Annotated in this window: 15 protein-coding genes and 1 pseudogene; 10 read left to right on the forward strand and 6 right to left on the reverse strand. The window is 43.8% G+C overall.

Annotated elements, in window-relative coordinates:
- From V7K31_RS21365 to V7K31_RS21390, 6 genes are all read left to right on the forward strand, one after another.
- Nucleotides 1–2,013, forward strand: a 2,013-nt coding sequence (locus V7K31_RS21365) for a BamA/TamA family outer membrane protein (protein WP_335096695.1), incomplete at its 5' end; no start/stop codon positions are given.
- A gap of 218 nt (nt 2,014–2,231) precedes the next feature.
- Nucleotides 2,232–3,104 (forward strand): UDP-3-O-acyl-N-acetylglucosamine deacetylase, encoded by an 873-nt coding sequence (gene lpxC, locus V7K31_RS21370; RefSeq protein ID WP_335096696.1) that lies wholly within the window; start codon nt 2,232–2,234, stop codon nt 3,102–3,104.
- Nucleotides 3,105–3,162: 58 nt separating this feature from the next.
- Nucleotides 3,163–3,693 carry a 3-hydroxyacyl-ACP dehydratase FabZ gene (gene fabZ, locus V7K31_RS21375; RefSeq protein ID WP_335096697.1) on the forward strand — a complete coding sequence of 177 codons (531 nt, stop codon included), beginning with the start codon at nt 3,163–3,165 and terminating at the stop codon, nt 3,691–3,693.
- A 310-nt stretch (nt 3,694–4,003) separates the two neighbouring features.
- A complete protein-coding gene (lpxA, locus tag V7K31_RS21380) occupies nt 4,004–4,822 on the forward strand; it encodes an acyl-ACP--UDP-N-acetylglucosamine O-acyltransferase (RefSeq protein WP_335096698.1) in 819 nt (272 codons plus the stop codon).
- 226 nt (nt 4,823–5,048) lie between these two features.
- Complete coding sequence (gene lpxB, locus V7K31_RS21385) at nt 5,049–6,215, forward strand: lipid-A-disaccharide synthase (protein ID WP_335096699.1); 1,167 nt, start codon at nt 5,049–5,051, stop codon at nt 6,213–6,215.
- A 284-nt stretch (nt 6,216–6,499) separates the two neighbouring features.
- Nucleotides 6,500–7,753, forward strand: coding sequence for a DNA cytosine methyltransferase (locus V7K31_RS21390; RefSeq protein WP_335096700.1), 1,254 nt, complete (start codon nt 6,500–6,502; stop codon nt 7,751–7,753).
- A 103-nt stretch (nt 7,754–7,856) separates the two neighbouring features.
- Here V7K31_RS21390 and V7K31_RS21395 read toward each other — a convergent pair whose 3' ends face one another.
- The 3 genes from V7K31_RS21395 to V7K31_RS21405 form a co-directional block, all read right to left on the reverse strand.
- Nucleotides 7,857–8,015, reverse strand: a complete 159-nt coding sequence (locus V7K31_RS21395) for a hypothetical protein (protein WP_335096701.1) — start codon at nt 8,013–8,015, stop codon at nt 7,857–7,859.
- A 119-nt stretch (nt 8,016–8,134) separates the two neighbouring features.
- Nucleotides 8,135–9,157: a type IV pilin-like G/H family protein gene (locus V7K31_RS21400; RefSeq protein WP_335096702.1), complete on the reverse strand. Its 1,023-nt coding sequence runs from the start codon at nt 9,155–9,157 to the stop codon at nt 8,135–8,137.
- 247 nt (nt 9,158–9,404) lie between these two features.
- Nucleotides 9,405–9,926: a hypothetical protein gene (locus V7K31_RS21405; RefSeq protein ID WP_335096703.1), complete on the reverse strand. Its 522-nt coding sequence runs from the start codon at nt 9,924–9,926 to the stop codon at nt 9,405–9,407.
- 242 nt (nt 9,927–10,168) lie between these two features.
- Between V7K31_RS21405 and nfi the strand changes: the two genes are divergently transcribed.
- The 3 genes and pseudogenes from nfi to V7K31_RS21420 all read left to right on the forward strand — a co-directional run bounded on the left by nfi (nt 10,169) and on the right by V7K31_RS21420 (nt 13,094).
- A complete protein-coding gene (gene nfi / locus V7K31_RS21410) occupies nt 10,169–10,834 on the forward strand; it encodes a deoxyribonuclease V (protein WP_335096704.1) in 666 nt (221 codons plus the stop codon).
- 318 nt (nt 10,835–11,152) lie between these two features.
- Nucleotides 11,153–11,671, forward strand: coding sequence for an FHA domain-containing protein (locus V7K31_RS21415; RefSeq protein WP_335096705.1), 519 nt, complete (start codon nt 11,153–11,155; stop codon nt 11,669–11,671).
- A gap of 105 nt (nt 11,672–11,776) precedes the next feature.
- Nucleotides 11,777–13,094, forward strand: a pseudogene (locus tag V7K31_RS21420) (FHA domain-containing protein).
- Between the two features lie 53 nt (nt 13,095–13,147).
- Here the strand turns inward: V7K31_RS21420 and V7K31_RS21425 are convergent.
- Together V7K31_RS21425 and V7K31_RS21430 are read right to left on the reverse strand one after the other, a co-directional pair.
- Nucleotides 13,148–13,396, reverse strand: coding sequence for a hypothetical protein (locus tag V7K31_RS21425; RefSeq protein WP_335096706.1), 249 nt, complete (start codon nt 13,394–13,396; stop codon nt 13,148–13,150).
- An 80-nt stretch (nt 13,397–13,476) separates the two neighbouring features.
- The gene (locus V7K31_RS21430; protein ID WP_335096708.1) at nt 13,477–13,737 is read right to left on the reverse strand and encodes a hypothetical protein; all 261 of its coding nucleotides are present in this window, start codon (nt 13,735–13,737) and stop codon (nt 13,477–13,479) included.
- A gap of 134 nt (nt 13,738–13,871) precedes the next feature.
- Here V7K31_RS21430 and V7K31_RS21435 point away from each other — a divergent pair, with 134 nt between their 5' ends.
- A complete protein-coding gene (locus V7K31_RS21435; RefSeq protein WP_335096709.1) occupies nt 13,872–16,262 on the forward strand; it encodes a tetratricopeptide repeat protein in 2,391 nt (796 codons plus the stop codon).
- Between the two features lie 197 nt (nt 16,263–16,459).
- On the opposite strand, the gene V7K31_RS21440 is transcribed toward V7K31_RS21435, so the two are convergent.
- Nucleotides 16,460–16,828: a hypothetical protein gene (locus tag V7K31_RS21440; protein ID WP_335096710.1), complete on the reverse strand. Its 369-nt coding sequence runs from the start codon at nt 16,826–16,828 to the stop codon at nt 16,460–16,462.
- Nucleotides 16,829–16,876 lie beyond the last annotated feature (48 nt).

Below are 16,876 nucleotides of genomic sequence, written 5' to 3' on the forward strand. Positions count from 1 at the left end.
ACAACTCCAGAACCATCAACCGCTCCAGAAATTCCACCGCCAGGTAGTCAACAAAGAACACCTACCCCAAGCCCAGGCGCGACTCCAAATCCGCAAAATGTTAACCCGCGGACAACTCCGGGAAATACTCAACCCAACACAGCCCCAGAAGCCAATGACCCCCGCGTACTGGTGTCGGAAGTAGTAGTTAGATCACAGGCTGGGCAACTATCACCAGAACTCGAAGACCAAGTTTATAAAGTAATTCGTACCCAACCAGGACGAACGACAACTCGCAGCCAACTGCAAGAAGATATTAACGCCATCTTTGGTACTGGCTTCTTCTCCAACGTCCAAGCATCGCCAGAAGATACCCCCTTGGGAGTACGAGTCAGCTTTGTTGTACAGCCTAACCCCGTCCTCACCAAGGTACAAATACAAGCTAATCCTGGCACTGGTGTTGCTTCGGTACTACCACCTAACACTGTAGATGAAGTCTTTCGCCAGCAGTATGGCAAAATCCTCAACTTGCGTGACTTGCAGGAAGCCATCAAGCAGTTAAACAAGCGGTATCAAGACCAAGGTTACGTGCTAGCCAACGTGATTGGAGCGCCACAAGTCTCTGAAAACGGAGTTGTTACCTTACAAATAGCAGAAGGGGTAGTAGAAAACATTAGAGTCCGGTTCCGCAATAAAGATGGTCAGGAGACAGACGAGAAGGGACAACCGATTCGGGGAAAGACCCAAGATTACATCATTACACGAGAATTGGAATTAAAGCCAGGACAAGTATTCAACCGCAACACGGTGCAAAAAGACCTACAGCGAGTGTATGGACTGGGACTGTTTGAAGATGTAAATGTCTCCCTTGACCCTGGTAGTGACCCCAGCAAGGTGGATGTAGTAGTGAATGTAGCTGAACGCGGCAGTGGTTCTATTGCGGCTGGGGCGGGGATTAGTTCTGCTAGCGGACTGTTTGGCACGGTTAGCTATCAACAGCAAAACCTGAACGGTAGGAACCAAAAGCTGGGTGCAGAAGTACAGTTGGGAGAGCGGGAACTGCTGTTTGACCTGCGCTATACAGACCCCTGGATCGCCGGAGATCCCCACCGGACTTCCTACACAGTCAATCTTTTTCGCCGCAGTTCCATTTCGTTGATTTTTGATGGCAAAGATCAGAATATTAGAACATTTGACCCCAAGAATCCCACTAATACAGATTCTCAGGATAGCCCCCGCATTCTCCGTCTAGGTGGTGGTGTCACCTTTACCCGTCCCCTGTCCTCCAATCCCTACAAAAGTTCCGTATGGACAGCCTCAGCCGGTTTACAGTATCAACGAGTTTCCGCCCGTGATGCCGATGGCAATCTCAGAAAAACAGGAGCGATATTTGATGACAATAATGGGAACCGCATCAGCCAAGAAGTGCCACTTACCTTCTCTGGTACAGGTGAAGACGACTTGGTGCTATTGCAACTAGGGGTACAGCGCGATCTCCGTAATAACCCCTTGCAACCTACCAGTGGTTCTTATCTCCGCTTGGGAATCGATCAGTCAGTTCCTTTGGGACTGGGCAGCATTTTCCTCACCAGATTACGGGGTAGCTACAGCCAATATTTCCCCGTCAAGTTGATTAGCCTCTCCAAAAAAGGGCCGCAAACTCTAGCATTTAACTTCCAAGCAGGAACAGTTTTCGGTGACTTGCCTCCCTACGAAGCTTTTACCCTTGGGGGTAGCAACTCCGTCCGGGGTTATGAAGAAGGAGCATTAGGTAGTGGACGCACTTATGTGCAAGCATCAATTGAGTATCGGTTCCCAGTTTTTTCAGTAGTCAGTGGCGCACTATTTTTTGATATTGGCAGTGATCTGGGTACTAGTACCCTAGCAGCTGATGTGCTGAATAAGAACGGGAGTGGCTACGGCTATGGTCTCGGGGTTCGCGTCCAGTCTCCACTAGGGCCAATTCGGATTGACTACGGTATCAACGATGACGGTGGTAGCCGGATTAATTTTGGTATTGGCGAAAGGTTTTAACTTGTCATTAGTCAGTTGTCATTGGTCATTAGTGAATCACAAAGGACAACTGACAAAGGACAAATGACAATTATCTTTTTTGGATTAGCTTGCTAATTTTTACATTTACCTCAATACTGTTCCGATAAAGGGATTAATGACATTTTTAGGGGAATATCAGCGATTTTACCAAAACAGACGATGAACAATACTAAACAAAATATATTGACTTTTCGGCTATGCAGCACACTCTAGCGGCTCAAATCACTCAAACTGGAGTGGGACTGCATACCGGTGTGAATACCCAGGTGCGGATACTACCAGCTGAGGCGGGAAGTGGACGCTACTTTGTGCGGATGGATTTACCGAATTTGCCGATCATTCCAGCCCAAGTTGCAGCAGTTAGTCACACTGTTCTCTCAACTCAGTTGGGCAAGGGTGAGGTATATGTTCGCACGGTAGAACATTTGTTGGCAGCGCTTTCGGGTATGGGTGTGGATAATGCCCGGATTGAAATTGATGGATCAGAGGTTCCACTTTTGGATGGTTCGGCAAGTGTGTGGACAGCCAACATTGCCGAAGTTGGCTTAGTATCACAACCCGTCAACAACCAAGTTCCCAAGGCTATTACAGAACCAATATGGGTCTATCAAGGGGATGCCTTTGTATGTGCCCTCCCAGCATCAGAAACCCGTTTTAGCTACGGGATTGATTTTGACCTGGCCGCCATTGGTAATCAATGGCATAGTTGGTCACTAAGCGCTGAACTAGGAAAAGCTACTGCTAGCTTTGCTGCACAAATCGCTCCTGCCCGGACTTTTGGGTTACTGCATCAAATTGAACACTTACAAAAAACAGGGTTAATTAAGGGTGGCAGTTTGGATAATGCACTCGTTTGTGGGCCAGAAGGCTGGCTAAATCCACCATTGAGATTTGCAAATGAGCCAGTGCGTCATAAGATATTGGATTTAGTAGGAGATTTAAGTTTACTAGGAACTTTTCCTATTGCTCATTTCTTAGCGTATAAAGCCAGTCACAATTTACACATTCAATTGGCTCAAAGAATTTTAGATTTGGGATTGGAGCTAAAGCCTAAAATCGAGGATTATTAAGGCTTTTGATATACGCCTGCCTACTCAACTTTCAGATGAAAAATTAACCACACGGCCAATGTCAATCCTCACTGAAGTGAATACCATCGATCCGACTACACCTACATCTACCGAACCACAGGCTATAAATGAGACTAAAATCATCTCTGAGATTAAAACAAGTTTCACATCTGAAGAAATTCAGGAATTGCTACCCCACCGCTACCCATTTTTACTTGTAGATAAAATAATTGACTACGTTCCAGGTAAAAAAGCTGTCGGCGTTAAAAATGTCACTATCAACGAACCCCATTTCCAAGGACATTTCCCTGGACGTCCACTGATGCCAGGGGTGCTAATTGTCGAAGCGATGGCACAAGTTGGGGGCATTGTTCTAACTCAAATGTCTCCGGCAGAAGATGATCTGTTCGTCTTCGCTGGTATCGATAAAGTCCGCTTTCGCCGCCAGGTCGTACCGGGTGATCAACTAGTAATGACGTTGGAACTGTTATGGGTAAAACAACGTCGTTTCGGTAAGATGCAAGGTCGTGCCGAAGTTGACGGTCAACTTGCTTGTGAAGGGGAATTAATGTTTTCTTTAATTAGCTAAAAGTTTGCTTTCGTGGTGTGGGCATAGCCGTGAAATGCCCTTACTGAATCCTGAAAAAGGATAACAGTAAAAAAAATCCACAACAGCATCTGATAATTTATTGATTTTAGACGCCCTCTCTACGAGATGCACTCACAAACACACTTAACTTGCTTTGCCCGACACTTTTGTTCACTGAAATACTTCACGCTCAACAACGCCAGTCGCCTCAATGGGACTGCAGTCGCTATAACTCTTTTAACCAGAGTAACACGCTGCCTCAGAAACCCGTCCGGCGCTGGATTATCAAGACAGTTCTGGAGATTCACCCTTGAAAACGCTAATTCATCCAACTGCTGTAATTGATCCGAAATCGGAACTCCACCATACAGTGCAAGTCGGTGCCTATGCTGTGATTGGAGCGCATGTCAAAGTCGGCCCTGAAACAATAATCGGCGCTCATGCAGTGCTAGAGGGTCCTTGTGAAATTGGGGCGCAAAATCAGATTTTTACAGGTGCAGCCATCGGCATGGAACCCCAGGATCTGAAGTTTGTGGGAGAACCAACTTGGGTCAAAATTGGTGATAACAACTTGATTCGTGAGTACGTTACGATTAACCGCGCTACCGGTGCCGGTGAAGCGACGGTAATTGGTGATGGTAACTTGCTGATGGCTTATGTCCATGTGGCTCATAACTGCGTGATTGAAGACCAAGTAGTGATTGCTAACTCTGTGGCGTTGGCAGGTCATGTCCATATAGAGTCACGCGCTAGGCTGAGTGGGGTTTTAGGTGTCCATCAATTTGTGCGTATTGGTAGACAGGCAATGGTGGGAGGCATGGCACGTATTGACCGGGATGTAGCCCCATATATGCTTGTGGAGGGAAATCCAGCGCGGGTACGAACCCTCAACCTTGTGGGACTCAAACGGTCTGGTATGGACTCAGCAAATTTGCAAATGCTGAAAAAAGCCTTCCGCATTCTCTACCGTTCTGATTTGTCCTTTAAGGATGCTTTGGAACAGTTGGAATTGTTAGGGGATAGCCAAGAATTGCAGCATCTGCGCCGCTTTCTGCTACTTTCTCAGATGCCAGGAAGGCGTGGTTTGATTCCCGGTAAGGGGAAAAAAGGCGTGAGTGATGAATCGTGAAATGTGAGATATATCATGTCCGTCGAATTACTCATAATCAAAGCACCCCACCCCCAACCCCTCCCCGCTCTTCGAGAGGGGAGCAGGAAGGGTTCCGAGGAATTGTGGTTAATTGGCCAGACATCATAATTTATGAGTTATGAGTTGATGAATTAAATTTTTAACTCCTCACTCCTAACAGACGCGATTAATCGCGTCTCTCCAAACTCCTAACTTTAATTATAAAATGCGGATATTTATCAGCACTGGGGAAGTATCTGGCGATTTACAAGGATCGCTGCTAATTACAGCGCTGAAGCGTCAAGCTGTGGCGATTGGGTTGGAATTAGAGATTGTGGCGCTGGGTGGCGAAAAAATGGTAGAGGCTGGGGCTAGGCTGCTGGGCAATACCAGTAGTATTGGCTCAATGGGTATTCTAGAAGGACTGGCCTATATTTTACCGACTCTCCAGATGCAACGTCAGGCGATCGCTTTTTTAAAGCAAAATCCACCTGACTTGGTGGTGCTGATCGATTATATGACGCCGAATGTTGGAATTGGGACTTATATGAAACAGCATCTGCCACATGTGCCTGTAGTATATTACATTGCTCCGCAAGAGTGGGCTTGGTCAGTCAATTTGCGTAGGACTAACAAGATTGTTGGCTTTACAGACAAGCTGTTGGCAATCTTCCCACAAGAAGCGCGTTATTTTCGGGAACAAGGGGCAAAAGTTATTTGGGTAGGGCATCCTTTGGTTGACCGAATGCAGGACGCTCCTAGTCACCAAGTCGCTCGTGCAAGATTGGGGATTGCACCAGAACAAATTGCGATCGCACTCCTCCCCGTCTCTCGCCACCAAGAACTAAAATATCTTTTACCAGTTATTTTTCAAGCTGCCCAAACTATTCAAGCTAAATTACCTGAAGTTCATTTTTGGATTCCCCTATCTCTGGAAGTCTATAGACAGCCAATTGAGGAAGCCGTTGAGCGTTACGGTTTGCGGGCTACAGTTCTATTAGGTCAACAAAAGGAAGTTTTTGCTGCGGTTGATTTAGCCATTAGCAAATCTGGTACTGTCAACCTGGAACTTGCTCTGTTAAATGTGCCGCAAGTTGTAGTTTACCGTCTAAGTTCCCTGACTGCTTGGATAGCTCGTAAAATCCTCAAAGGTTCTTTAACTTTTGCATCGCCAACCAATTTAGTAGTGATGAAGCCGATTGTGCCAGAATTTTTACAAGAGCAAGCCACACCAGAGAATATTATCCAAGCGGCGATGGAACTGCTACTCAATCCTAGTCGCAGAGAGCAAACTTTGCTAGATTATGAGGAAATGCGGCAGTGTTTAGGAGAAATTGGGGTGTGCGATCGCGCTGCTCAAGAAATTTTGCAAATGCGACCAAATAATTCGTAATTCGTAATTCGTAATTAAAAATAGCGAATCAATCAGTTTATTTATGAGTAAAATTAAGTGCGAAGCATCTGTTTTTGCCAGAAGCCGCATTTATCCATAGGGCAATACGCTTGGGTTAAAGCTAAAACTCTTTTTGTCAAAGTTAATTTTTTTAACGAACCGCCATCTCTGCGAGAGGCTTTTGCTAACGCGCAGCGTCTCGCAGGGGTAGGATGCAAAGGAAAAAATGCTTAACTGAACTGGATTGTTCCATAGGGTAATTACGAATTACGAATTATGTTGAGATGAGAAAACAACGAGCGATCGCAGTTGACTTATTCGCCGGTGCAGGCGGTATGACTCTTGGCTTTGAACAAGCTGGTTTTGATGTGCTGGCGTCTGTGGAAATCGACCCCATACACTGTGCAACACATGAGTTTAACTTCCCTTATTGCTCAGTGTTATGTAAAAGTGTTGTGGATACAACCGGGGAAGAAATTAGGAGTCGGTCTAAGATTGGCGATCGCGAAATTGATGTGGTAATTTGTGGCTCACCATGTCAAGGATTTTCCCTAATTGGGAAACGGATTGTTGACGATCCACGAAACTCTTTAGTTTTCCACTTTCATCGGTTGGTTTTTGAGCTAAAACCGAAATTCTTTGTAATGGAAAATGTTCGGGGTATCACAGTTGGCGAACATAAACAAATCCTCCAATCTTTAATTAGCGAATTTAAAATTTATGGCTATAAAGTAGAAGATAATTACCAAGTTCTCAACGCTGCAAATTACGGAGTACCACAGTCCCGTGAGAGATTATTTCTCATAGGTGCAAGGGAGGATGTAGAGTTACCAAAATACCCTCAACCGATTACTAAACGAGCATTACCAAATAATTTAAATTCTAAAAAAGTATCTGACATTCCATTGAGTCCTACAGTATGGGATGCAATTGGAGATTTACCTGAAATAGAAAATTATCCAGATTTACTAATAAGAAATTGGGTTGTAGCAGAATACGGAAAACCTAGTAAGTATGCTCTTGTGCTTCGCGGGTTGAAATCTCTAGACGATGATTATTCTTACAAACGTGAATCTGATTTGCGAATACTTTCTTCAAGTTTAAGAACAAAACATTCTGCGGAAACTATTAAACGTTTTCAGGATACTCAACAAGGCGAAAGAGAAAAAATTAGTCGTTTTTATAAGCTGCATCCTGCTGGTGTCTGCAATACTTTAAGAGCCGGAACGGACAAGTATAGAGGTTCTTTCACATCTCCTAGACCAATTCATCCAATTACGCCGCGCTGTATCACAGTTAGAGAAGCAGCGAGATTGCATTCTTACCCCGATTGGTTTAGATTTCATGTAACTAAATGGCACGGATTTCGACAAGTTGGTAACTCTGTACCACCGCTACTAGCAAAGGCTGTGGCGGCGGAAATTATTCGCAGTTTGAATATTTCGCCTTTTAAGCCGAGTTTGGAATACAAGTTGCCAGAGGAGAAGCTATTACAATTTAATATGTCCCAAGCGGCACAATATTATCAGCGTGACTGATAAGAATACACTCTGTAATATGTGCAAGGTTGGGCTAAGTCCAGGTACGGAAGAATGTACTATCTTGCCAGATATTAGCAGTCCGTTGAGCGATCGCTGTCAATTATTCCTTCTTAAGAGGCACAAAAGCCCGCGCTATCTTGACATTATTCTTTAATTGTGCAATAGTCCCTGCCGCAATTACACAACAATGAACTCCAGAACAGATTTCTACTACACCGCCAGGTTTGACGATCGCCTGTTGCCTGAGTCCATTCAGCATGATAATTTATCCTCTGATTAGGATAGGTAAAAATAAGAGCGATGTCTACAACGGACGTAGATGCAGCACTGCTTTTTCTAGGTTAACTTTGAGGTGCGATCGCATAAGTATTGTAAATTTTACTCAACTTTAGATGAACCCGCAGGACAAGCTAGCTGGTTTCCATTGAGTTGTGGGGATTGTGGAGGTGTTTTGGATGGTGCATTTGTTTCGCATATAACTGCAACCGTAGTAGTTTCGCCATTTTCTTGTACTAGGAAGACAGCTCCTGTATAACTTTTGAGTTCATCAATTTTAGCAGTTGCTGTTACAACAGAGTTACTTGAGTCCGCAGTAAGGTTGTAAAAGTAATCTTTATTTTCTGATTTTAAATCCAGTCCCAGTTCTTCAATCGTGTTAATAAAAGCTTTTTTTTCAAGATAATTTGCTTGCTGTGAGTGATTAATTGAGACAATATTTATCTCGCTTGCACTCATTGCTGTCTGTAATAAAAATTCTTTAAATTCAGCCTCTCGTTTTTTGTCATTTTCTGTAACTTTTTCTCTAACTTGTGCTTCTGTCGTTGGTCGCTTCAGAATAACCTCGTAGAGTCCTTGGCTAGAAGATCCTTCACCAGAAAGCGCTCTTCGAGCCGAGGTTAATTCCCAACCATTAGATCCCATGCGATCCATAGTAGCATCAAATACTACATCATTAATGCTCTCGATTTTGTATTCCCAAAAAATAGGTCTAGATTTGTTGGTAGTAAATAAGTTAGTAGTTAAAACTATCATAATCCCGAGTAAAAGAACTGTGTTAATGAGTTCTCTTCTTCCTTGAACTACGTTTAAAAAGCTGGCTATTCCCTCACTTATTGAAATGTTAATTTTAGAATTGATTGATTCTGATTCCTCCTGTTGTGGTGTAACATTAGAGTGCATTTCAAAGGATTCTCGCCATAATGGAGTCTTCTTCCCAGTTATCCGACCATGTAGCACTACCCGCTTAATTACTTCAGCTTTTAACTCTGTTATACCGTTACGAATAAAATCAACCACAAATGATTGCTCTGGCTCATTCTCAGATTCTGCAATCACCATCAAACAACCCGATGTTAGGTTAGTTTTTACTGTGATGCCCTTGGGTTGTAATTGACGGTTCATCAGAGATGCGATCGCTGATGCATCTCCCTGTTTAGCAAGTTCTAAAAGATTTGCCTGTGTCATAACCAATAAATCCGAAAACTGATAAATTATCGTCTATCTCAGGATTCCCTATTTATAGGTAAAAGCAACATTTTCAGAATATTTCCAGCCCTATGTTTAAATTTTACATAGATTTATTAAACTTATTACAAAAGCCGCGATTTTAGACTCTTTTTCTGCGCTTCTGCATGAGCAAAATTAAATACTAACGTTCCTTTGTAATCACAGAGCTACCATTACTAATACTTACTTTTTGAATAAAAACGTCAGTACAAGATGATAAAATATCAGTACTTATTTGATTAGCAATAATTTCAAAATCTTGGTTTGTTAATCCCCGCGCAGTATCGCCACTTAAATTAATACAAATAGTTAGGATTTGAGGATTACTAGAAAATTGTTGATTATCTACTACTTCTAGTTCAGCTTCTGCTATGCCCAAATCAAACTCTTGACTCCAAGCTGGAAAATCCTTACCCGTTTGTTGTCCATAAACTTTCACTATTTCAACAGATGCAGCGCCTAAAGCCGTTAACCCTTTGCGGATAAACGCAACTAAAATTTGCTGATTTGGTACTTCGGCAGATTCTATTATTACCTCTAAGCAAGTATCATTGAAGGCAACTTTTGCAGCGATTCCTTTGGGGTGTAGGTGGCGGTTCATCAGAGATGCGATCGCCTGTACATCTCCCTGTTTTGCAAGTTTTAGAATATTCGGCTGTGTCATAACCAGTAAAAGAGAAAATCTAGGAAAATAAACTTATATCCTCATGATTCCCTCTTCACAGCCTTAAGTAACATTATGATGTAAGATATCAGCTAACCTGGGCTAAAATATCCAGTATAAAGATAGTCTTTCCTAGACTTTTGCAATAAATAAATTTTCCCTGTATCAACATCAAAAACTCTTGTTTTGTGATTGCAAAATTAACAAGATTAATATTAATCAGTTTAACTCCAAATTTAAATATGAAGTTTTATCGAGATCATGCTTGGCCTTCGACGCTCGAAGAAGCCATAGTAATCCAAGAAAAGCTGCGAGATCAAGTAATTACAGAGGATCAACTGCAAGAACCTATCCAGTACGTTGCTGGAGTCGATATGGGTTTTGAAGCTGATGGAACAATTAGCCGTGCAGCTGTCGCAGTACTGAGTTTTCCTGATTTGCAGGTAATCGAGACAAGCCTAGCACACCGTCCTACGACTTTTCCTTATATTCCTGGGTTCCTCTCATTTCGGGAAATTCCAGCTGTCCTCGATGCCCTGGAAAAAATTAAAACAATACCAGATATCATCCTGTGTGATGGTCAGGGAATTGCTCATCCCCGCAGATTAGGTATAGCTAGCCATTTAGGTTTACTTGTGGATATGCCGACAATTGGTGTAGCTAAATCGTTGTTAGTAGGTAAGCATGAAGAATTGGCCCAAACCAAAGGCAGCCAGCAACCACTGATATATAAGGGTGAAACGGTTGGGGCAGTTTTGCGATCGCGCACAGGAGTAAAACCTCTGTACATCTCCAGTGGTCATCGAATCAGTTTACCCACGGCAATTGACTATGTATTACGCTGCACGCCCAAATATCGGCTACCAGAAACTACACGCATCGCTGATAAATTAGCGTCGGCGAAATAAAGCGAAACCTCACCCCCAACCCCTCTCCTTAGTAAGGAGAGGGGAGTTAACAATTCAAAATTCACGCATTCAAACATTTTAGACAATTTCAGACGAAGAGGAGTGCGGTCTTGGGGTCTCCCCAAGAGGAGCAACTCCGGGGGATTTAAACCCAGACTGAAACTGGGACTACCTTTATGGTTGGGGTCTTAAACCCTTTTATTTACGATAAAGCTTGTTGAAGTTTTTTCTAAATACTTGCTTACACCGACTCAATCGTGTTAGAAATCGCACATAAAGAAGTTGAAGTAACTAAATACGAGTTATGAAGTTAGAACAATGAACGCACTAACTTTACAGTGGCACGATGCAGGTCAAGATAAAACTCAGAATATTTACGAACAACAGCCAAGTCAAAATCCTGGCAGTGTCCGCATCGGTCGCGATCCCCTCCGGTGCGATATTGTTCTGAGTCATCCCACTGTCTCTGGTCTGCACGTTGAAATCTTTTTTGCTCACCAGCAACAACGCTTTTATATCAGAAATTTGCGATCGCAAAATCCGCCTCTTATCGATGGACGGCAATTAGTTCAAGGTGAAATGCCTTTAACTCAGGGTAGTAGTATCTCTTTGGGACAAATAAAACTCAACGTGACTGGCATTTCCACGGGCAGTATTCCAGCAACAATTTTAATGCCATCACATCCACCAACGCCCCCCGCACCACCGCCAGGAGTTTATGGCTTAGAATGCCCAAAATGTCATAAAGTTTGCCCAGGAGAGAATCTACACATAGGCTGTCGTTGGTGTGGAACATCTTTAGCTGCGGCTGTGAGTGTGTTAGTAGGAGGTAATTAGGAGAGACGCGATTAATCGCGTCTGTACAAGAGTTAGGAGTAAACCAATATTTACTCTTGACTGTTTACTAATGCCCAATGCCCCATGCCCCATGCCTTATAACCAATGACAAATGATTTACAAATCCAATTGAGTTGGGAAGATCCAGCGACGGGAGAACGGCGAGAACCAAGGCTGAGTATGCCGATCGCTTTTGGTCGAGAATTCGCTCGCTTACCTGCTGAACTCAGGGGAGTGCGCGTTTCTCGGATGCTGCTTAACAGTAATGAAGTTTCTCGCTACCATGCCCTAATTGACTGGGAACAAGACCATTTGGTGGTGATTGACCAAGGTAGCGTTAACGGTGTGTATGTCAATGGTCAACCACAAACGCGCAGTCTTCTGGCTAATGGCGATGCGTTGCAAATTGGTCCCTATGTGATAACGGTGACATTTGCTCCTAATGCCTCTACACCAGATACCAGCCTCCCTTCAACGATTCACTTCAACCCAAATACCAATCTTCCAGACCCCAGATTGCCTGTAGTCCAGCCGCTAAGCTTATAGGGAAAAATATCAAGATTTTGAATCTGTCGTTAATGCTTATGAGGCACACGATCATGTTTATCAGCAATTAGAGCAACAAGGCGGTACGGTATTGATTCGGGGGCGGGGAATTGTGGCTTCGCGGATTTTTCAGCGTATTTATGAAGCTAGAAAGCGAAATCAGAATATTTCAGTTTTGCATTTAATGCGATCGCCTAAACCCCAAGGCAACAAATTTCAAAATGCCCAGCGCCAAGTCAAAAATCATTACGAATTTCAACCCTTTAACTGGCCTAAAGCCTGTTGGGGCGGCGAACTCCGGGCAATATTAGAAAAAGCCAGTTCCGATGAACGCAAACGTTTACTAGCAGACTGGGGTGGAACTACCACCGCCGACAGGCACGACTGGCAGCAAATTATTGCCCAAGGGTTAAGCGAAGGCTGGTATCAAATTACCTTCGGTGAAGTGCTGGATGTAGAACGAGATGGACAAAACCGAACTATTACCCGTATCCGAGAGCAAAGCTTTGGGGAAATGAAATTGCTAGCTGACTTTATTGTTGATGCTACTGGACTGGATGCCAAGGTAGATACCAATCCTCTCCTAGCAGATTTGGTGAAACATTACAACCTCCCAGTGAATCACCTGGGGCGATTGGCTGTAGCGAATAATTTTGAATTAGTAGAAATGCGTAGTGATAGAGGTCAAATGTATGCATCTGGGGCTATAACCCTTGGTGGTCCTTATGCAGCAGTTGATAGTTTTTTGGGCTTGCAATATGCTGCATTAGTCGCCGTTGATGGACTCGCCGCCACCCGTGCGCCTGGAGTTCAGCGTTTGAATACTATAAGTTCCTTAAGGCAGTGGTTGAAGTGGGTGTTAAATCAGTCACCTTAGTCTAAGAAGGCAGGAGCAATACAGTATTTAGCTAGCTGCTTTGAGTTTAGTACTCAAAACTTGAGGTTCAAAGGTGCAACTTCGAGGTTCAAAGGTGCAACTTCGAGGTTTAAAGGCTCAACTTCGAGGTTCAGAGGCTCAACTTCGAGGTTCAGAGGCTCAACTCCGAGGTTCAGAGGCTCAACTCCGAGGTTCAAAGGGTCAACTTCGAGGTTCAAAGGCTCAACGCTGAGGTTCAAAGGCTCAACTTCGAGGTTCAAAGGGTTAACGCTGAGGTTCAAAGGGTCAACGCTGAGGTTCAAAGGCTCAAATAGCGCTCGCAGAATTTTTCTTCTCTAATATCCTAAGTTAAATCGGCGGTTAGAAACCGCGTCTACACAGACTACTTCTTTTTTTCCCTTGTCGGGTTTACCATCACAGGCACTAAAGTTTTAACTAAACCCGTAATCGCTACAATCACAGAGGCAATTCCGCCAATCGACAATGAAGTTAAAATTGCCGCCGCGAGAATAATTTCAGTAGGGCTGTATCCGTCTCGCATCCAGGTAGATGGATTTGCTACTAATGTTGGCGAGGCGGTGATTAATTGGGAAGTTTGGGTGGTTTGATTGGATTTGACTGGAGTTGTTAGGACAATTTTCACGGCTGAACCTCTTCTAAATGTTTCTATGCAAATGGTATTTCTGCCAGAAGAAGAGGAGATTCCCTAGAAATGGAGACAAAGTAGAGAGAAGGTAGAAATTAAGTAGAATCGAGAAGAAATCTCACAAGCTGTCTATGCAATGGGCTGAATTTCTAGCCACGGAAGCTGTTACTCATGGCTTATCCCCAGAGCAAACCGCAGCTTTTGTAGAGCGATTGAAGACTGTAAACTCAGGGAAGAGTGAGGCAAAAGTTGCCAGCGAGTTGAACATCGGCGCGGCTGCGTTAAAAAAGCGGATGACTGAGGTTTATGACAAGTTCGCCCAGAGTTATCCTGAGTTAGCCAATTCTGAAAGCCGGGGTAAGCTGGAAAAGTTACGGGCTTGCTTGACAGTCAAATATAATGGCGGGCAAGATGCCCACCCCACAATTAAAGAAATTCATCAAAATATTCCCCCTGCTGTCCCATTTGAAAAATTTGTGGGACGTGAGGCGGAACTAGAAAAACTGCACCAGCAATTACAAACATCTCGGCAAGTTGCGATTGTGGCTGTGGCGGGTATGGGTGGAGTTGGCAAAACTGAACTTGCTACCCAATACGCTAAACAGCATTTGCAGAATTATCAAGGTGGGGTTTGCTGGTTATCTGCACAGGGAATAGATGTCGGAATTCAGATTCTCAGATTTGCTGAATTAAAATTTAAACTCATTGCACCGGACGACTGGGAATTAGCAGATAGGCTGAGATACTGCTGGCAGAATTGGGAAAAAGGTGAAGTGCTGTTGGTGTTTGATGATCTCACCGACTACAAAAAACAGGTTCAGCCTTATTTACCCCCAGAATCACCCCGGTTTAAAGTATTGCTGACAACGCGCCAGGAATTTGATAGAACTTTGCCGCAATTACCTTTGGGTGTTCTCAAACCATTGGCGGCGATGAAATTATTAAAATCGCTGGTTGATAGAGAACGGCTTAAAAGCGAACCTTGGGTTGCGAGAAAAATTTGTAAATTCTTGGGATATTTGCCTTTGGCCTTAGAGTTGGTGGGGCGATATTTGGATACAATGCCAGATTTGTCTCTGGAAACACTGCTGAAGCGGATAGAAAAAAAGCGACTGGAACACAAAGCAGTAGCCAAGGCTAACCCATTAATGCGTTATGAATATGGTGTGGCTGAAGCTTTTGCATTGAGTTGGGAACAGTTGGATGAGAAAGCACAAGGTGTTGGCTGTTGGCTGAGTTTGTTTGCTTTGGCTGATATTCCCTTATCTGTTGAGGCGATAGAAGATGACGAAGAACAAGAACTCTGGGAGAAAGCTATAGCCCAGTTGCGGAAACTGCATTTAATACAATGGCAAAGTAAAGGAATTTATCGTCTACATCCACTGATTCGGCAATTTTTCCAAATGAAGTTGGATAAGTCAACTGAGGCGGATGAAGTAAAAACCGCTTTTGCAGCGCACATGGTAAAGGTGGCAAAGCAAATTCCTCAACAGCCTAACTGTGAAGATATTTTCAATCTCACTTCCGCTATCCCCCACATTGCAGAAGTTGCAACCCATCTATCCCAATATCTCAGCGACGAGGATTTAATTTGGCCTTTCACAGGTTTAGGCTGGTTTTATCAAGGTCAAGGACTTTATCAGCAAGCAAAACCTTGGTTGCGGCAGTGTGTAAAAATTGCTGAAAATCGCCTGGGTTTAGAACATCCCGATATTGCCACTAGCCTGAACAATCTAGCAGCACTTTATAAATATACAGGACGCTACAGCGAAGCCGAACCTCTGTATCAGCAGGCTTTAGAACTGACGAAACGCCTGCTGGGAAACAACCATCCTATTTTCGCCACTAGCTTAAACAATTTGGCAGAACTCTACCGTTATACAGGACGCTACAGCGAAGCCGAACCACTGTATCAGCAAGCTTTAAAACTAAGACAACGCCTACTGGGAGACAACCATCCCGATGTCGCCAATAGCTTGAGCAATTTAGCATTACTTTACGATTTTACAAAACGCTACAGCGAAGCCGAACTGTTGTTTCAGCAAGCTTTAGAACTAAAAAAACACCTACTGGGAGACAACCATCCTGATATTGCCATTAACCTGAACAATCTAGCAGCACTTTATAAATCTACAGGACGTTACAGCGAAGCCGAACCGTTGTTTGAGCAAGCTTTAGAACTGAGACAACGCTTGCTGGGAGACAACCATCCCGATGTCGCTAGTAGCTTGAACAATCTAGCATCACTTTACTGTTCTACACGACACTTCAATGAAGGCGAACCTCTATTTATGCAAGCTTTAGAACTCCAGAAACGCCTGCTGGGAGACAATCATCCCGATGTTGCCACTACCCTGAACAATCTAGCTGGACTTTACTGTTCTACAGGACGCTTCAATGAAGGTGAACCCCTGTTTCAGCAAGCTTTAGCAATTTGTGAACGTACTTTAGGTGTAGGTCATCCCGATACAATTATGGTTCGAGGAAATTATGCCAGGTTCTTAAGAGAAGCATATCGCTAGCGATCGCACCCTTTCTCACAAAATTACACCAAATTGATGCCACACAACAGTTGTAGTTTAAATTTTAGCAGCGATCGCACATCAATTCTAACTTCAAACAGCGATCGCTCCCTCTTCCTTCTTCCTTCGTGCCCTTTGCGTCCTTCGCGGTTCGATTCTCATAAAAAATAGTGGTTTGTTTGGAAACTCTTTCTTCTTCAGACCTGGGTTGCTGACGCTAATTGACAAAGCGCGACGCCAAATAGCCCGTCGTAGACATCCCCCCGTGTATCCAAAGTACAATAAAAAATAGAGCATAGACGTAGCCCGTCGTAGACATCGCCTAGCCGTTTCGAGTTGCAAACGCCAACTTCCACCCTCAGAAGCTCAACTTTCACCCTCAGAAGCTCAATCTCCACCCTCAGAAGCTCAATCTCCACCCTCAGAAGCTCAACTTTCACCCTCAGAAGCTCAACTTTCACCTTCAGAAGCTCAACTTTCACCCTCAGAAGCTCAACTTTCACCCTCAGAAGCTCAACTTTCACCTTCAGAAGCTCAACTTTTACCTTCAGAAGCTCAACTTTCACCCTCAAAAGCTCAAATAGCAATGCCTAACAGCAAGTCAGTACTTTTAA

The sequence above is a fragment of the Nostoc sp. genome (genome assembly GCF_036917675.1).
In the GTDB taxonomy this organism is placed as follows: domain Bacteria; phylum Cyanobacteriota; class Cyanobacteriia; order Cyanobacteriales; family Nostocaceae; genus Nostoc.